17 protein-coding genes are annotated in these 17,206 nt (G+C 62.7%); 14 read left to right on the top strand and 3 right to left on the bottom strand.

From position 1 onward, the window contains the following. The first annotated feature begins 29 nt into the window (after positions 1–29). On the top strand, positions 30–383 hold the full coding sequence (locus tag E3U23_RS05800; protein WP_279350283.1) for a DUF1428 domain-containing protein: 354 nt from the start codon (positions 30–32) through the stop codon (positions 381–383). A 6-nt stretch (positions 384–389) separates the two neighbouring features. Here E3U23_RS05800 and E3U23_RS05805 read toward each other — a convergent pair whose 3' ends face one another. Beyond that, positions 390–983: a J domain-containing protein gene (locus tag E3U23_RS05805; protein ID WP_279350284.1), complete on the bottom strand. Its 594-nt coding sequence runs from the start codon at positions 981–983 to the stop codon at positions 390–392. A gap of 60 nt (positions 984–1,043) precedes the next feature. Between E3U23_RS05805 and E3U23_RS05810 the strand changes: the two genes are divergently transcribed. Genes E3U23_RS05810 through E3U23_RS05830 form a run of 5 tightly spaced genes read left to right on the top strand, consistent with a single transcriptional unit; the run spans position 1,044 to position 4,651 of the window. Then, on the top strand, positions 1,044–1,316 hold the full coding sequence (locus E3U23_RS05810; RefSeq protein ID WP_279350285.1) for a BolA family protein: 273 nt from the start codon (positions 1,044–1,046) through the stop codon (positions 1,314–1,316). Continuing rightward, positions 1,313–2,044, top strand: coding sequence for a glutathione S-transferase (locus E3U23_RS05815; protein WP_279350286.1), 732 nt, complete (start codon positions 1,313–1,315; stop codon positions 2,042–2,044). The genes E3U23_RS05810 and E3U23_RS05815 overlap by 4 nt, the downstream gene beginning before the upstream one ends. Further along, on the top strand, positions 2,041–2,931 hold the full coding sequence (locus tag E3U23_RS05820; RefSeq protein ID WP_279350288.1) for a pirin family protein: 891 nt from the start codon (positions 2,041–2,043) through the stop codon (positions 2,929–2,931). The genes E3U23_RS05815 and E3U23_RS05820 overlap by 4 nt, the downstream gene beginning before the upstream one ends. After that, positions 2,928–3,752, top strand: coding sequence for an SDR family NAD(P)-dependent oxidoreductase (locus E3U23_RS05825; protein WP_279350289.1), 825 nt, complete (start codon positions 2,928–2,930; stop codon positions 3,750–3,752). Before E3U23_RS05820 ends, E3U23_RS05825 begins: the two co-directional genes overlap by 4 nt. Before the next feature lie 2 nt (positions 3,753–3,754). Continuing rightward, positions 3,755–4,651, top strand: coding sequence for an alpha/beta fold hydrolase (locus E3U23_RS05830; protein WP_279350290.1), 897 nt, complete (start codon positions 3,755–3,757; stop codon positions 4,649–4,651). On the opposite strand, the gene E3U23_RS05835 is transcribed toward E3U23_RS05830, so the two are convergent. After that, a complete protein-coding gene (locus E3U23_RS05835; protein WP_279350291.1) occupies positions 4,648–5,700 on the bottom strand; it encodes a DUF2332 domain-containing protein in 1,053 nt (350 codons plus the stop codon). The genes E3U23_RS05830 and E3U23_RS05835 overlap by 4 nt on opposite strands. Before the next feature lie 200 nt (positions 5,701–5,900). Continuing rightward, positions 5,901–6,503, bottom strand: a complete 603-nt coding sequence (locus E3U23_RS05840) for an imm11 family protein (RefSeq protein ID WP_279350292.1) — start codon at positions 6,501–6,503, stop codon at positions 5,901–5,903. 221 nt (positions 6,504–6,724) lie between these two features. Between E3U23_RS05840 and hisG the strand changes: the two genes are divergently transcribed. From hisG to E3U23_RS05880, 8 genes are all read left to right on the top strand, one after another. Beyond that, a complete protein-coding gene (hisG, locus tag E3U23_RS05845) occupies positions 6,725–7,378 on the top strand; it encodes an ATP phosphoribosyltransferase (RefSeq protein WP_279350293.1) in 654 nt (217 codons plus the stop codon). Continuing rightward, complete coding sequence (gene hisD, locus E3U23_RS05850) at positions 7,378–8,667, top strand: histidinol dehydrogenase (RefSeq protein ID WP_279350294.1); 1,290 nt, start codon at positions 7,378–7,380, stop codon at positions 8,665–8,667. The genes hisG and hisD overlap by 1 nt, the downstream gene beginning before the upstream one ends. Further along, positions 8,664–9,116 carry a transcription antitermination factor NusB gene (gene nusB, locus E3U23_RS05855; protein ID WP_279350295.1) on the top strand — a complete coding sequence of 151 codons (453 nt, stop codon included), beginning with the start codon at positions 8,664–8,666 and terminating at the stop codon, positions 9,114–9,116. Before hisD ends, nusB begins: the two co-directional genes overlap by 4 nt. Positions 9,117–9,124: 8 nt before the next feature. Then, positions 9,125–9,979, top strand: a complete 855-nt coding sequence (gene thiL / locus E3U23_RS05860; RefSeq protein WP_279350296.1) for a thiamine-phosphate kinase — start codon at positions 9,125–9,127, stop codon at positions 9,977–9,979. Between the two features lie 117 nt (positions 9,980–10,096). Continuing rightward, positions 10,097–12,253 (top strand): sodium-translocating pyrophosphatase, encoded by a 2,157-nt coding sequence (locus E3U23_RS05865; protein WP_279350297.1) that lies wholly within the window; start codon positions 10,097–10,099, stop codon positions 12,251–12,253. A 96-nt stretch (positions 12,254–12,349) separates the two neighbouring features. Further along, positions 12,350–13,246 (top strand): acyl-CoA thioesterase, encoded by an 897-nt coding sequence (locus E3U23_RS05870; RefSeq protein ID WP_279350298.1) that lies wholly within the window; start codon positions 12,350–12,352, stop codon positions 13,244–13,246. A 135-nt stretch (positions 13,247–13,381) separates the two neighbouring features. Beyond that, entirely contained in the window at positions 13,382–16,426 is a 3,045-nt protein-coding gene (locus E3U23_RS05875) for an Ig-like domain-containing protein (protein ID WP_279350299.1), read from the top strand. Positions 16,427–16,458: 32 nt separating this feature from the next. After that, positions 16,459–17,196, top strand: a complete 738-nt coding sequence (locus E3U23_RS05880) for an EcsC family protein (protein ID WP_279350300.1) — start codon at positions 16,459–16,461, stop codon at positions 17,194–17,196. The last annotated feature ends 10 nt before the right edge of the window (positions 17,197–17,206 follow it).

Consider the following 17,206-nt stretch of genomic DNA (forward strand, 5'->3'; position numbering starts at 1 on the left):
GCCCGGCAACGTCTCGAAGGAGTGAGCCGATGTATGTCAGCGGATTTCTGAGCCCGGTCCCCACTGCCAACAAGGATGCATACGCCGAACACGCACGGAAGGCGTGGCCGCTATTCAAGGAATACGGCGCAGTCGAATTCATGGAAGCCTGGGGCGAGAACGTCCCGCAAGGCAAGACGACCGACTATCGCCGCGCGGTAAAGCTCGAAGATGATGAGACGGTTGTCTTCAGCTGGATCGTCTGGCCCAACAAGGAAACGGCCGATGCATGCGAGAAAAGCATGCAGACAGACGATCGCTGGCAAGCCATCATGGATATGCCTTTCGACGCGAAACGCATGATCGTCGGCGATTTCGTGCCTCTGGTGCACGAAAAGGCATAGCCAAACTCAGCTGATCGCGCGGGCCTTGCGCAGCGTCTGATAGGCTTCGACGACGCGATTGAGCCGCGCTTCGTAGGCCCGGTCGCCGCCATTGCGGTCGGGATGGTAGCGGCGCACGAGTTCGCTGTAGCGCCGCCGCAGCCGCCGCCGATCGACATCGCTGCCAAGGCCGAGCGTTTCCAGCGCTTCCGCCTCTGCCGGGCTGAAGCGCCCGTCCATCGCCATCTCCGCCTGCCGCTGCGTCCGGCTCTTGATGCCGCGGGCCCGGGCCGAGATCGCGTCCAGCGGATCGTCGTAATCGGCCCAGCGAGGCATGCCGTCCACGCCGGCATTCGGCCGGAAGGTCGGGCTTTCGGTACGCCAGCCCATGCCGGGCGCCTGCGCAGCGAGGATTTCCTCCGCGCTCATCCCCTCGAACCAGTCGTAGCCCGCATTGAATTCGCGTACATGCTCCAAGCACATCCAGCGCCACCGGCCCGGCCCGTCGAAATTGTGCCCTGCCCCGCCCGGCGCGCGAAATTCGCCCGCCTCATGGCAGGTGGGGTGCTCGCATATCCTTCCGGTATCTTCGTATCGTCCGTGAAACTTTGTCTGGCGCATTCGTTCTAGGATGGGGTGCGAATGCGCCGAGGAAAACCCCGAACAAGGAGAATTTGCCCAATGTCAGGACCCGTCCAACAGGAAATGGAGCGCCTGCTGACCGATGCGTTCAAGCCGACGCGCCTCGAAGTCGTCAACGACAGCGCCAGCCATAGCGGCCATGCAGGCGACGACGGTAGCGGCGAATCGCATTTCACCGTTACGATCGAAGCGCCCGCCTTTTCAGGTAAGAGCCGCCTCGAACGCCAGCGCATGGTCAATCAGGCACTTGGCGATATTCCGGGCGAGCGGGTCCACGCCCTGTCGATCCAAGCCTCGGCGCCGACGCCATGAGCGATGCACAATACGACCTATGGTACTGGCCCTCCATCCAGGGGCGCGGCGAGTTCGTTCGCCTGTTCATGGCGGCGGCCGATCTGAAATGGCGCGATCGGGCACGGGAAGGCGATGCGCAAGCGCTGGTCGAGGATATGGAGCGGCGGGCGGAAAGCGGGCAGTTCGCGCCCTATGCCCCGCCCTATCTGGTCGAGCGGGAAAGCGACTTCGCCATCGCGCAGGTGGCGCATATCGTCAGCTGGCTGACCGGCGAGCACGATCTTGGGTCCGGCGACGAGCGGACCAATCTGCATCTCATCCAGTTGCAGTTGACCATCACCGATATCGTTGCCGAGGTGCACGATGTCCATCACCCCGTCGCCGGGGGACTTTATTACGACGAACAAAAGGATGCGGCGGCACAAGCGGCCAAGGCATTCCGCGAAGAGCGGATGCCCAAATATTTCGACCACTTCCAGCAGGCGCTACGCGTGAACGAGGGGCCGTTCGTGCTTGGCGATCGCTGGAGCCATGTCGACACCTCGCTGTTCCAGCTCGTAGAGGGCCTGCGCTATGCCTTGCCGCAACGCATGAAGACGCTGGAGAGCGACTATCCCGATCTTGGCGCCTGCCGCGATGCGGTCGCCAAGATCGATGGGGTCGCCCACTATCTGGACTCGGACAGCCGAATAGCGTTCAACAAGGACGGTATCTTTCGCCATTACGAGGAGCTTGACGCTGCATGAGCGTATTCGAGCAATTGCTGACGCCGACGACCCACGATCTCGGCCAGTTCCAGGTCCGCCGGGTGTTGCCCTCCAAGAAACGCTCAATGGTCGGTCCCTTCATCTTCGTCGACGAATTCGGACCGGCGCAGCTCGATCTCGGCAAGGGGATGGACGTGCGGCCGCACCCGCATATCAACCTCTCGACCGTAACCTGGTTGTTCGAAGGCGCGATCGACCACCGCGACAGCATCGGCAGCTTCTCGACCATCAGGCCGGGGCAGGTGAACCTGATGACAGCGGGGCGCGGCATCGTTCATTCCGAGCGTTCGCCGCAGGCTGAGCGCGAGGCGGGGCCCAAGCTCTTCGGCATGCAGACATGGCTTGCCCTTCCAGACGGCCGCGAAGAGATCGATCCTGCTTTCGAAGCCATTACCGATCTGCCCGTAGTCGAAGACGGTCGCGCCCGCGCCATCGTCATCATGGGCGATTTGTGGGGCGAGACAGCGGCGACGACGACCCATGCCGGCACAATCTACGCCGAGATCGTACTGGAAGCCGGCGGCTGCATTCCACTGGAAGTCGATGCGGACGAGCGGGCCGTTATGCTGGTCGGCGGCGCGGCGACCGTCGATGGCCATGCGCTCGAAAAATTTCAGCTGTCGGTTCTCGCGCCCGGCAAGGAGATGACGCTGGCAAGCGATAGCGGCGCACGGGTCATGCTGCTCGGCGGCGACGCTTTCGAGACGAAACGCCATGCATGGTGGAATTTCGTCAGCTCGAGCGAGGAGCGCATCGAGCAGGCGAAGGAGGACTGGCGCGAAGGCCGTTTCGACGAGGTACCGGACGACCGCGAAGAACGGATTCCGCTGCCCGATGGCGCGCCCAAGACCGTTACCTATCCATGATCGGTAGTAGCCAGCAATTCGCCAACCAGACGGCGTGGATTACCGGGGCATCGAGCGGTATCGGCGCGGCTCTGGCGCGCGATCTGGCGGGGCGTGGAGCGGCCATCGTCCTGTCCGGGCGCGACGACGCGCGTTTGCGGGCGGTTGCGGGCACGCTCGATACCGAAACGCTGATCCTGCCGTTCGACGTTCGCGACGAAGCGGCCATGCAGGAGGCGACCGATAAAGCGACGTCATGGCGCAATGGCGTCGATATCTTCGTCGCGAATGCCGGCATCTCGCAGCGCAGCGAGGCGGTCGAGACCGACATGCAGGTCTATCGTGACATCATCGAGATCGACCTCACCGCCCAGATCGCGGCGACCCAGGCCTTGCTGCCGCATTTTGCCGAACGAGGGACAGGCCGTCTGGTGTTCATCAGCTCGGTCGCGGGCAAGGTCGGCGTTCCCTTGCGCACCGCCTATTGCGCCGCCAAACACGGGCTGATCGGTTATGCCGATGCACTGCGGGCGGAACTCAGCCAGACCGGCATTCAGGTGCATGTCGTGTGCCCCGGGTCGGTCGCCACCGATGTCAGCCGCAACGCCCTTAACGCGGACGGCTCGCGCCGCGGCACCAGCGACAAGGCGATCGACGAAGGCATTCCCCCTGACGAAGCGGCCCGCGAAATTGTCGATGCCATTGCGGAAGGTATGCGCGAAATCATCGTCGCGCGCGGCCCCGAACAAATGATGGGCGGGACACGGCGCACGCCCGATGCGCTGTTCGACCAAGTCGCCGGTATGGTCGCGCGCGGTTACATGCAGAAGATGAAGGCCTGAAAATGGACAAGCAGCGTATCTCCCTGCCGAACGGCATCGAACTCGACTTGACCGATGTTGGCCCGAAGGACGCGCCCGTGCTGATCTTCCTGCACGGCTTTCCCGAAAACCGGCACAGCTGGTGCCATCAAATCACGCATTTTCAGGACCGGTTCCGTTGCATCGCGCCCGACCAACGTGGTTATGCCGGATCGTCCAAACCGGAAGGCGTCGAGAACTATTCGCCCGACAAACTGGTCGGCGACATCTTCTTGCTCGCAGCGGCGCTCGGCATCGAACATTTCACAATCGTTGGCCACGATTGGGGCGGTGCGCTGGCTTGGGGCGTCGCGATGGCCGGGCAGGAAAGCGGCACGGTGACACGGGCGATCATCGCCAACGCGCCCCACCCTGCGATCTTCCAGACGCTGCTTTATACCAGTCCGACCCAGCGCGAGGCGAGCCAGTACATGCGCGGCTTCCGCAATTCGACGAACGATGCCGTCGTGCGCGAGGGCGGATTGAAAGCCCTGCTCGAACAGGAAATCCGCTGGGAGAACTCCGACCGGATGGAGCCTGCCGAACGCGAACGCCTGTTCCGGCAATGGGAAGACCGCGATGCCGCCTTCGCCATGCTCAACTGGTATCGCGCCAGCCCGATCGACATCCCGCCGCTGGATGCGCCGTATGAAATGCCGGGGGACTACACGCCGCGCGAAGCCCCGCCGCTACGCATACCGACGCTGGTGATGTGGGGCATGGACGATCTGGCTCTTCCGCCCGAGAATACCGAGGGGCTGGACCGGCACATCGACGACCTGACGCTCGAACATATTCCCGATGCAGGTCACTTCGTTCAGTGGGAAAAGCCGGGTGCGGTCAACACTGCGATGGACGCATTTCTGCAACGGACCGCCTAACCGCCAAGCCACTCCACCCATTCGCCGTGCGGGTGCGCGTTGGCGAGGTGCGCCTCTTCCGCCCCGCCCGGCCTGTACCGCACCCGCAATTCGTGCGCGAAAGTCTCGCGATTGGTTTCGAGCGTGATCCACGCCAGCGGGCTGTCGGCCGTTGCCCGTTCGCCGGCACCTTCCATCGCGCCGGTGATCCGCTCCTGCTCGGCATCGGGCAGGTATTGCCACATGATCGAATGCATCAGCACGCGGGTCACGCCCTGCTCCGGCGCACGGGCGAGTTCGCGTTCGACCCAATCCGCGGCGCCCATCCGCTCGATCTCGGGCGGCATGCGTTCGGCAAGCGCGATGGCGGCATCGATCCGCGCCATCCGGCCAAGCGCTTCGGGCCAGACATAGCTTTTCAGGCGCAGCGCCTGTGCCTCGTCGGTCAGGTCTATCGGCGCGATGTCGCTGCCCCGCGCATCGACGAGCCCGAACTCCGCATCGGGCGGCGAAGGCCCGCGCCATTCCGGCTCCAGCACCATGCGGCTGGCCGACGGGCCGACCGCGACCCCGCCAAGGTTATAGCGATAGCGGCCCATCATCGTGTTGATGCCCGCGCTCGCCCCGATCTCCAGCAGCTCGAACTGCGCCGTGGTGCGCCCGTCCGCCAGCCAAAGAAGCGCCGCCATCAGGCTGGCCGAGCGCCCCGCTTCGTTGGTCTGCGGCGGCCCGTCGAGCCACGGCATCAGGCGCGCATCGTACGTCTCGACCAACTCGCGCACCAGTGCATCGACATCCGCCTGCGCCGTCATGCGCCCGGCATAGACATCCTCCAGCCGCGGTTCGTCGCCGGTGAGGAAAAGGTTGTGCAGCCCGCCAGCGATCCGCAGCGGCATGGCATCGCGCAGACTGAGGCCGTGCCAGTTATGGATGCGCCGCGCGGTGGCAGCGGACGAGTCTTCGAGCGCCAGTAAGGCCCGGACGACCCGCGCCGTGCCGGGGGCACCATTGGTTTCGGCGTGGTCGGCTTGCCACGCGATGGCTTCAGGGATGGAGACGGTGTCGAGCATGCGGGGGTGGTTAGCGAGAACGAGGGGCTATTTCCAACCGTTGTCTTCAATTTCGCTCCGAGAATTGGAAATCAGCATATCAGCGTCTCGATATGGCTTTTCCATTCCTTCAACGAGGAATCGGAGTTAAGTTCTCGCCACATGACATCTGAATGGTCATCGCACGGCCTCAAACTGCCCGGCATTATAATTAAGTCCCGTCAGCTCTTTGTCTTGCAGATGGTCATGCATCTACTGCGACATGAAAGGGGCAATTTTTTTACCCCCCCACCGGCAAACCGGTCTCGCCACATATGAGCGCTGCCTATCTGATCGAGATTGAAAACGAGCTTCGGCTCAGCTGTCGGATCGGCGCCTTCTGGGAGAAGTTCCGGATATCGGCGGGCGATATCCTTCGCTGACCGCCAACTATTCAGATAAAATATAGGATTGGTATGCGCGCGATCGATGCTGTCGATGCTGTCGATGATCTGTCCGGTAATGAACCAGAAACGATGTTCTAGATGCCTTCCCCGCTTATCGAGATACTCGACCGGGACGAACTGATGAACCCCCGGCTCCAGATTTTCGATCGCTTCCTTCGCGCGCGCGGATACGTTCATAAACGGCTGCCGATCGAAATCGTCCGGAGGCGAGCAGTCCCTGCTCAGAAACTTGAAGCGGGTACACAAGTTCTCGGGATCGACGCGAAAACGATCGCCATCGGGAAGCGCCTTCACCTTGTTGAAGTCGCCATCGAGAACCTTGATGTCTGTCGTCAGCCCCGAGGACGGTCGAACTCTCATTCCGTAAACCATAGCCATATTCTGTTCCCTCGCGACACAGCACGCGTTTCGTCGGCTTGACGCCGGCAACCGCAAAGCTGGTTCAATGTCTTGGAATTGCCCCCACCCCCCCTCAGCGGTTCCGCGCCAATCCGATCTCGCCGCCTTCATGCCCCGCCCCGCCTCAACAAACCGCTAACCCCGCGCGCCGCCATACACGTTGCCCTTTTGCATCGCCGCCCCTATCTGCGCGCCTTGCCATGACCAGCCTGCTCACTTTCGCCGTGCCCAAGGGGCGTATCCTCGACGAGGCGCTGCCGGTGATGGCGCGCGCGGGCGTCGTTCCGGAGGACGGGTTTCACGACAAGGCTAACCGCTCGCTCACCTTTGCCACCACGCGTAAAGACATGCGGCTGATCCGCGTGCGCGCCTTCGATGTCGCGACCTTTGTGGCGCATGGCGCGGCGCAGATGGGCATCGTGGGATCGGACGTGATCGAGGAGTTCGACTATGCCGACCTTTACGCACCGGTCGATCTTGACATCGGGCACTGCCACCTTGCCGTCGCCCAGCCGAAGGACGCAGTGGAGCGGGACGGGGCGAGCCACCTGCGCGTCGCGACTAAGTATCCCAATCTCACCCGCCGCCATTTCGAGCGCCAGGGTATCCAAGCTGAATGCGTGAAGCTCAACGGGGCGATGGAGATCGCGCCGGAACTGGGGCTGGCCGGGCGGATCGTCGATCTGGTCAGCACGGGGACGACGCTGCGCGAGAACGGCCTGGTCGAGACCAGCCGTATCCTCGACATATCGGCCCGCCTGATCGTCAATCGCGCGGCATGGAAGACCGATCCGCGCATCGGCGAACTGGTCGAGGCGTTCCGCGCCGACAGTGCACAGCGGGCAGCGGCCTGATGCAGTTTCTAGATGCCAGCGACGCCGGGTTCGAGGCGAAGTTCGAGCGTATCGTGCGCGACCGGCGCGAAAGCGATGCGGGCGTCTCGCGCGATGTCGCCGCAATCCTCAACGAGGTGCGCGAGCGCGGCGACAAAGCGCTGGTGGAGTACACCATGCGCTTCGACGAGCATCGGCTCGGCAGTGACGCGGGCTGGTCGATTTCGGCCGAGGAATGCGAAACTGCCTATCGCGACCTCGATGGCGATTTGCGCGACGCACTCGATACGGCGGCGCGGCGCATCCGCGCCTATCACGAAGGGCAATTGCCGCAGGATCGCGACTATACCGACGAGATCGGGATGCGGCTGGGTTCGCGCTGGCTACCGGTCGATGCGGCGGGGCTGTATGTGCCGGGCGGCCGTGCGGCCTACCCGTCCTCTTTGCTGATGAACGCCATCCCAGCGAAGGTCGCTGGCGTGAAACGCCTTGCTGTCGTGACGCCGACACCGGGCGGAACCGTCAACCCGCTGGTCCTCGCTGCGGCACATATTGCGGGCGTGGACGAGATCTGGCGGGTGGGCGGTGCACAGGCCGTCGCCGCCCTCGCTTACGGCACTGAGCGGATCGTGCGGGTCGATGTGATCACCGGACCGGGCAATGCCTGGGTCGCGGAAGCCAAGCGCCAGTTGTTTGGCGTGGTCGGCATCGACATGGTTGCAGGACCCAGCGAAATCCTTGTGATTGCGGACGGCGACAACGATGCCGAGATCATCGCCGCCGACCTTATGAGCCAGGCCGAGCACGACCCGACCAGCCAGTCCATCCTCATCACCGACGACACTTCGCTGGCGCGGCAGGTGCAGGGCGCAGTCGATCTGCAGCTCCTCGACTTGGCGACCGGCAAGACCGCCCGGCAGAGCTGGGACGAGAACGGCTTGATAGTCATTGTGAAGAAGCTGGACGACGCCATCCCCCTCGCCGACCAGTTGGCAGCGGAGCATGTCGAACTCGCCGTTGCCGATCCCGAGCCGCTCTTCGCACGGTTGCGCCATGCGGGCAGCGTGTTCCTCGGCAAGCATACGCCCGAGGCGGTCGGCGATTATATCGCCGGACCCAATCACGTGCTTCCCACAGGCCGCCGCGCGCGCTTCGCCAGCGGGCTTTCCGTGCTCGACTTCATGAAGCGCACCAGTTTCATCGGCACCACGCCGGAGGCTTTGCAAGCCATCGGCCCCGCTGCCGTGCGCCTCGCCGAAGCCGAGGGCTTGCCCGCCCATGCCCTATCGATTTCGAAGAGACTTTCGTGAGCAAGAAACCCAGATCGCAAGCCCGCAGTGCGGCCCGCCTCGGCGCCGTGCAGGCGCTTTACCAGCAGCAGATGGAGAAGACGGCAACCGCCCGCCTGCTCGATGAATTCCACCAGCACCGGCTCGGCAAGGTAATCGAGGACGACGAATATGCCGATGCGGATGTCGCCTTCTTCGACGACGTCGTGCGCGGCGTGGATGCGCGGCGCGGAGAGATCGACGAACTGCTGACGGCGCGGCTGGCCGAAGGCTGGACGCTTGCGCGGATGGACAAGACGATGCTGCAGATTCTGCGCGCCGGGACATACGAATTGCTGGCGCGGCAGGATATTCCGAAAGCCGCGGCGATCAACGAATATGTCGATGTGGCAAAAGCGTTCTTCGACGATCGCGAGGCGAAGTTCGTCAACGGCATTCTGGACGCGGTGGCGAAGGAATTGGGGCGGTAACTTCGCATATGGCCGAGCCGGATTTTATCGCCGCGCTGAAAGCACTGGTAAACGATCCGGCCGCGCGAAATCTCGACGACGATGCCGCCGTTCTCGAAGTCGGTGGTGAGACGCTGATCCTCACCCACGATACGCTCGTACAGGGCGTTCATGTCCGCGAGGATGAGAATCCTGCCGACATCGCGTGGAAGCTCATCGCTGTGAACCTGTCCGATCTCGCTGCGAAGGGCGCGAAGCCCCTTGGCGTGCTAGTGTCGCACATGCTCGGCGATGGCGACGCACGCTTTGTCGAAGGTCTTGGCGAAATCCTGCAGGAATACGACGTTCCCCTGCTCGGCGGCGACACCGTTTCCGCCGAAGGCCGCCGCGTCTGGGGTTGCACGGCTATCGGCCGCGCCACGCATACGCCGGTGCCCGACCGACGCGCCGCCCAACCTGGCGACGGTGTGTACGTCACCGGTTCGCTCGGCCGCGCCATGCTCGGTTTCGAAGAAGATCGCCGGTTCGACAAAGCCTATCGCCGCCCGGAACCGCGCTTGCGGGAAGGCGAGCTACTCGCGCCGCTGGTTTCGGCCATGATGGACATATCGGACGGGCTGTTGCTCGACAGTCTCCGAATGGCGGAAGCGAGCGGGGTCGGTATCGAACTCGAAAGCGGCTCGATACCGGTAGCCGATCCCTCACGTCGGGACGACTGCATCCGCTGGGGTGACGATTACGAACTGCTGTTCACGCTGCCCGAAGGCGTGGCCGATCCGGTTCCCGCAACCCGGATCGGTTCGGTAAACCCTCGCACCGACGCATCCCTGTTTCTCGACGGGGAGCCGCTTGGTCGGGCGGATAAACTCGGCTACAGCCACTAGGCCGTTTACCCTACGTTAATCGGCCTTGCCACGAACGGCGGCGCGCTTATACCTTCCGTCTACAGGCTCCGGCGTCTCCCATGCCGGCATGCCACATAAAAGAGGGAGGGGATATCAGTGGAACTCGTACTCATAGCGATCGCGCTGGGGCTGGTGGCCGTGGTCTACGGCTTCGTGACCAGCCGCCAGGTTCTCGGCGCAGGTGCCGGTAACGACCGAATGCAGGAAATTGCCGCCGCCATTCAGGAAGGCGCGCAGGCCTATCTGAAACGCCAGTATACTACCATCGGCATTGTCGGCGTCGTCGTCGCCGTGCTGGTCTTCGTGTTCCTCGGGATCATTCCGGCGGTCGGCTTTGTCATCGGCGCGATCCTGTCCGGCGTCGCAGGCTTTATCGGGATGAACATTTCGGTGCGCTCCAACGTACGCACCGCAGCCGCAGCCCAGAGCGGATTACAGCAGGGCCTCACCCTCGCCTTCCGCGCAGGCGCGATCACCGGAATGCTGGTCGCAGGCCTCGCTCTGCTGGCAATCGCGGGCTTCTTCGCCTTCCTGATCGGCCCCGGCGGCCATGCGGCGAACAGCCGCGAAGTGGTGGACGGCCTCGTCGGCCTTGCCTTCGGCGCTTCGCTGATCTCGATCTTCGCGCGACTTGGGGGCGGCATCTTCACCAAGGCAGCCGATGTGGGTGCGGACCTCGTCGGCAAGGTCGAAGCGGGCATTCCGGAGGACGATCCGCGTAACCCCGCCGTCATCGCCGACAATGTGGGCGACAATGTCGGCGACTGTGCAGGCATGGCGGCCGACCTGTTCGAAACCTACGTCGTCACTGTCGGCGCGACCATGGTGCTGACCGCACTGCTGTTCGGCGAACGGCTCGGCGACCTGCTGCTACCCGTCATGGCCTTGCCGCTGCTGATCGGCGGGGCATGCATCGTGACCAGCATCATCGGCACCTATTTCGTGCGTCTCGGCAAGGGCGGCACCAATGTGATGGGTGCGATGTACAAGGGCTTCCTCGTCACCGCCGTTTTGTCGATCCCGCTCATCTGGCTCGTCATGAACATCGCGTTGGGCAGCATGGACTTGGTCATCGGCGGCAGCCTTGCCGATGTAGACCCCGGTCAGCCGATCGCGGAGGAAGGCCTAGCCGAACAGGTGCTAACCTTCACCGGGTGGGATCTGTTCTGGTGCTCGATCCTCGGTCTCGCCATTACCGGCATCATCATCTGGATCACCGAGTATTACACCGGCACGAATTACCGCCCGGTCCGCTCGATTGCCAAAGCCTCGGAAACCGGCCACGGCACCAATGTGATCCAGGGTCTGGCCATCAGCCTTGAATCGACCGCGTTGCCGACCATCGTGATCGTGGCCGGCATCATCATCGCCTACCAGCTCGCCGGACTGATCGGAATCGCCTATGCGGCGACCGCGATGCTGGCGTTGGCCGGCATGGTCGTGGCTTTGGATGCTTACGGTCCGGTGACGGACAACGCCGGCGGCATCGCCGAAATGGCCGGGTTGGACGACAGCGTGCATGAGAAGACCGACCTGCTCGACGCAGTGGGCAACACCACCAAGGCCGTGACCAAGGGCTATGCCATCGGTTCGGCAGGCCTTGCCGCATTGGTGCTGTTCGCGGCTTACACCACCGATCTCGGCGAGTTCTTCCCGAATGTGGACGTCGATTTCAGTCTGGAAAACCCATACGTGATCGTCGGCCTGTTGCTGGGCGCACTGCTGCCCTACCTGTTCGGCGCGATGGGCATGACCGCGGTCGGTCGTGCGGCGGGCGATGTGGTGAAGGACGTGCGCGAACAATTCGCGGGCGATGCCGGGATCATGGCGGGCACCAGCAAGCCCGACTATGCGCGCACCGTCGATCTCGTCACCAAGGCAGCGATCAAGGAGATGATCGTCCCCTCGATGCTGCCAGTGCTGGCCCCGATCGCGGTGTATTTCATCATCACCCTGATCGCCGGGCAGGCCAACGGCTTCGCAGCATTGGGCGCGTTGCTTCTCGGCGTGATCGTCGGCGGGCTGTTCGTCGCCCTGTCCATGACCGCCGGCGGCGGCGCGTGGGACAATGCGAAGAAATACATTGAGGACGGCAATCACGGCGGCAAGGGCTCGGATGCCCACCATGCCGCGGTGACGGGCGACACGGTCGGCGATCCTTACAAGGACACTGCAGGCCCCGCCGTCAATCCGATGATCAAGATCACCAATATCGTAGCGCTCCTGCTCCTAGCGGCCCTCGCCGGCGGCTGATCTTCGTGAAAATGCGAAGCGGCGCTGCTCTAACCGGCGGCGCCGCTTTTTCGTGCGCGCTTGACGTGAACGGAATGGCTACGCATGGCGCGAGCCATGTCCGACACCCTTAATCCCGCAGAACTTACGCAAAGCCTCGTCGAACTCCTGACCGTGAAACGGGACGGCGAGCATCTGTTCACCGGCTCCGTGCAGCCCGGAGGTGTGGGCCGCATGTTTGGTGGGCAGGTCGTGGCCCAAGCGCTTCAAGCCGCTCAGCATACCGCGCCCGAGGGGATGGAAGCTCATTCCCTCCATGCATATTTCCTGCGCGGCGGAAAGGAAGGCGTGCCGATCGAATACCGCGTCGAGGCCGATTTCGACGGGCGCAGTTTCGCCAATCGCCGGGCGGTCGCCTCGCAAGAGGGCAGCGCTATCTTGAACCTGACCGCAAGCTTTCAGCAGCCGGAAGACGGGCTGGAGCATGTCGATGCCGAGATGCCCGAGGTCACCTCGCCCGAAGATCTCGAACCCGATGCGGAGGTTCGCCGCCGCTTTCTCGACAGTCTCGACGACGTCTCCGATGTGCAGCGCGCCATGTTCGAGCGGCCCCGCCCGATCGAGATCCGCTCGCCCTGCGCGATGCACTGGATGAGCACCGAGAAGCGCCCCCCTCGTACCTATAGCTGGTTCCGCACCGTGGGCACCTTGCCCGACGATCCGCGCATCCACCGGGCGGTGATTGCTTACGCCAGCGATTACACCCTGCTCGGCACCGCCGCCTTGCCGCATGGCCTCAGCTGGGCGCGCGGCGAGCTGAAAGGTGCGAGCCTCGATCACGCGCTGTGGTTCCACCGCCCAGCCCGTGCCGACGAGTGGCTGCTTTATGCCACCGAAAGCCCCTGGTCGGGAGCCGGGCGCGGTTTCAACCAAGGCCGTATCTTCGACTGTAGCGGACGGCTCGTGGCCAGCGTGGCGCAGGAAGGTGTGATTCGGTTGGCAAAGGGGAAATGATCGAATAGAAATTCCTGGTTAACCATATGGAAGAGAATTTACGGTATCTTTACCGCAATACGGGTTTTCACCTAAGCACTCGTTTACCTTTGCAGCATTAAAAAGCGATCCGTTGAACGACGGAAAGACTTTCACATGCAACTCGAATCGCAGTTTCGCCTCATCAAAGAAAACGATGACTTCGTCTTTCCGACATCCTTTGTACCGCATCAGGAATTAACAGCCGCGAAAGAGCCGACTTTTCTGGCGGCCCCCTTCGAAACGCTTGATCCTTCGCTCGGGTCTACCGCTTCGAAAGAGCCGGTTTCCCCAACGACCGTCCCTGAACCGCTCGTACCTCCGCAAGCGTCAACCGCATCGAATGAGCCGAGTTTTCAGACTCCCGCCGCCGAACCGCTCGTCACGCCGGATGAAGTCGTGGCATCGAAAGGGCCGGCCGTATTGTCTGCCGCTTCCGGACCGCGTCAGCTGACGATCTCGGAAATTCAGGGTGAAGGTCATACCTCGGCGTATGTCGGCGTTCGCGTGCAAACTACGGGTATCGTGACGGCCGTTGAACAAAGCGGGTTCTGGTTCCAGTCCGCCTTAGGCGACGGCAACGCGGCAACTTCGGATGCCATCTACGTCGCTCGTTCAAAGACCGAAGTGACTGTCGGCGACGCGCTGACAGTGATTGGAACGGTCGCCGAACGGTCGCGCGGCTCGGGGCTGACGATCACACGCATCAATGCCGAAACGGTTACTGTCGAGAGCCAAGGAAACGAACTTCCAGATGCAGTAGTCATCGGAGAAGGCGGGGTTCTACCTCCGACCGAGGTGATCGAGGACGATGGCATGACGTCCTACGATCCCACGACCGATGGCCTGGATTTCTGGGAATCGCTCGAAGGCATGCGAGTAACGCTGGAAACGCCGCAAGCGATCTCGAATACCAATCGCTACGGCGAAACCGATCTGGTCGTGTCCGGTGCGACCGGCCTGTCCGACCGCGGCGCTCTGGCGATCTCGGAAGGCGACTGGAACCCCGAGATGATCCAGCTGGACGACCGCCTGTTCGACCAACCGAATTTGTCAATCGGCGACGGGCTCGAAAGCATCACCGGTATTCTCGGATACGGGTACAATCATTACGAACTGGTCGCGACCCAAACCGCCGTGATTGCGCAGGACGTGACGCTGGAACGCGAGACGACCGATCTCGCCGGGGATGCGAACCACCTCACCGTCGCCAGCTACGACCTTTCCAATCTCGATCCGTACGATGCGCGCTTCGCGTCGGTCGCTCAGGACATCGTCGAACGGATGCAGGCGCCCGACGTCATCGCGGTGCAACGCATCCAAGACGCCGACGGTCAAGGCACCGGCACGAACCTTTCCGGGCAGGAAACCGCCGACCGTTTGCTCGATGCGATCTTCCAGCTGACCGGCATCAATTACGTCTATGTCGAGATCGCACCCACCGAGGCGAACTCGACGGCCGGGCAGGAAAACGGCAACGTTCGCAACGGGTATTTCTACCGGCCAGATCGCGTCGACCTCGTCGAAAGCAGCCTGCAAGTTATCGACGATCCGATCTTCCAGGGTACGCGAAGCCCCTTGGTCGCGACTTGGAGCTTCAACGGCGAAGAAGTGACGACTCTGAACGTTCACCTTACGACCCGTTATGGAAGCGATCCGCTGTGGGGCGATGTGCAGAACCCCTACCATGCCGGCACGATCATGCGGACCAACCAGATCGCGGCGATCGACCGCTGGATCGAAGAGCGCCTGACAGCCGATCCGGATGGCAACGTGATGCTCACCGGCAGCTTCGGCGGCTATCTGTTCGAACCGGCGCAGCGCCAGCTGACCGACGATGGCCTGTTGACCAACCTCGCAACCCGCCTTGCGGAAGAAGAGCGCTACAGCCGGATCGAGGACGGCAATGCGCAGTTGATCGACAATACGCTGCTCAGCGGCAATCTGCTCGAGCGTGCAGAATACGACATCGTGCATTTCAATTCGGAGTTCGCGGGGCTTGGCCGCAATGGCGATGGCGATGCGCAGGTCGTGCGCTTCTACATTCCGAACGCGCCGGAAAATCTTCGGCTTGCCGGAGGGACCGTAGCGGAAAATGCGCCCATCGGAACCGTGGTGGGCGTATTGGTAGCTGACGATACTTTGAACGACAGCCTGCGGTTTGCGCTTACGAATGATGCCGAAGGGCGCTTCGTCGTGGACGCGGCAACCGGCGTCGTCACCACCACCGTCGCTCTGGATTTTGAGGACATTGCCCAGTTTGCGATCTCCGGCGTCGTCACCGATACGGCAGGGCTGAGCGCGACAGCCGATCTGACAGTGACCGTTCTCGATCGCAACGACGCACCCGTTGCGCAAGACGACAGCTTTGCCATTGTAGAAGGCTCGGTAAGCGCAGACCTGAGCGCCTTTCTTCTGTCGAACGATAGCGATGCCGACGGTAATGCGCTAACTATCGTTTCGGTTGATGTAGCTGGCACCTCTGGGCGGGTCGAATTCGATGCGGCGAGCCAAACCCTGCGTTACTTTGCGCAGGGCGGACTTATCGATGGGCTGGTTGAAGGCGACGACCTGCTCGATACGTTCACCTACACCGTGATGGATGAGGGCGGGACGACGCATACTGCACGGGTCTCGGTCACCGTAGACGGCGCAATCGACGACCTCGTGCTTCGTGGCGGGAACGGCAGGGACATCCTGATCGGAGGATCCGGAAACGACCGGTTATATGGCGGGAATGGCAATGATATCCTCAAAGGTGAGGCCGGCAACGACTGGCTCGATGGGGGACACGGGAACGACATTCTGACCGGCGGCGCAGGCAACGACATTTTTCTGGTAAGCAAATCGGGCGGACACGACTTCATCACCGATTTCGACCTCGGTTACGACGCCCTCTGCAACCCGGAAAACCTCTGGATGAAATGGTGGGATACCGGCGATGTAAACGGTGACGGGCTCTATGATCTGACGCTTTACTTCCACAAGGGAGCCACGGTTACTCTTGGCGGCGTTTTCGGCGACGATCGGCCGGGTCTTCTCGAAGCAAGCGCGTTCGTGACCAATCTGATTTTTACCGATCTTCTTCGAGCAGAAGATGTTGGAACCCTTGGACCGAACGATCTGCTGGAAGACCTGACGGCGAGCGGTATGCCTATCTAGGAACCGACCACACCCCCACCCATTCCGCTTGTATGAACATAGAACGCGATCAGGCGCAATTTCGCAGCGCCAAACCCTCGAAACTCGGTCGAGGGATCGAGCGTCTTACTCATCCCTTCGGCAAGGCGCTCGCCAGCGTGGTGCCGAAGTCGCTGGTCGAAACCGTGCTTAACGCACTCGACAGGACCGTCTCGGCGCCGCAACTCGTGAATTTCTCGCACGATGTCGAGGATTTGCAGGCGTGTCAGGATGCGGCGGAGCGGGTGGTTCGCTCGGCGCGCGGTATCAGCGCCAGCACCGGCGCGGCTGCGGGCCTAGGCGGGGCGCTGTCGATGAGCCTCGATATTCCGGCGACCATCGCGATCGCCTTGCGGGTGATCCGCGATACCGGCCGCGCCTATGGCTATTCGGGCGACGGATCGGCGGAGAAGCTGTTCCGCCTTCAGATTCTCGAACTGTCCGCGCTCGATGATCCGGACCAGCGCGCTGCGCGTATCGCCGCGCTCGAAAACGCCATCGGAGCCAACGGTCAGCTGGTCCAGGCCGATCACGAGCATATCGCGCCGGTGATCGATCAGGCGGTGGAACGCGTATCGCGCGCTGTCGCCTTCGCAAGTTTCCGAAGCCGTGCGGGAATGCTGGTGCCGATCGTCGGCTCCGTCGTCGGCGGGCTGGTCAACTCGTCCTTCCAGAAAGACGTCGGCCGTGCTGCTCGCTTCGCCTTCCAGGAACGCCGCCTTCGCCAGAGCGAGCCCTTCGCGATGTCGTGACGGCGCCGGA

Source organism: Erythrobacter litoralis (assembly GCF_029760855.1).
Lineage (GTDB): Bacteria > Pseudomonadota > Alphaproteobacteria > Sphingomonadales > Sphingomonadaceae > Qipengyuania > Qipengyuania litoralis_A.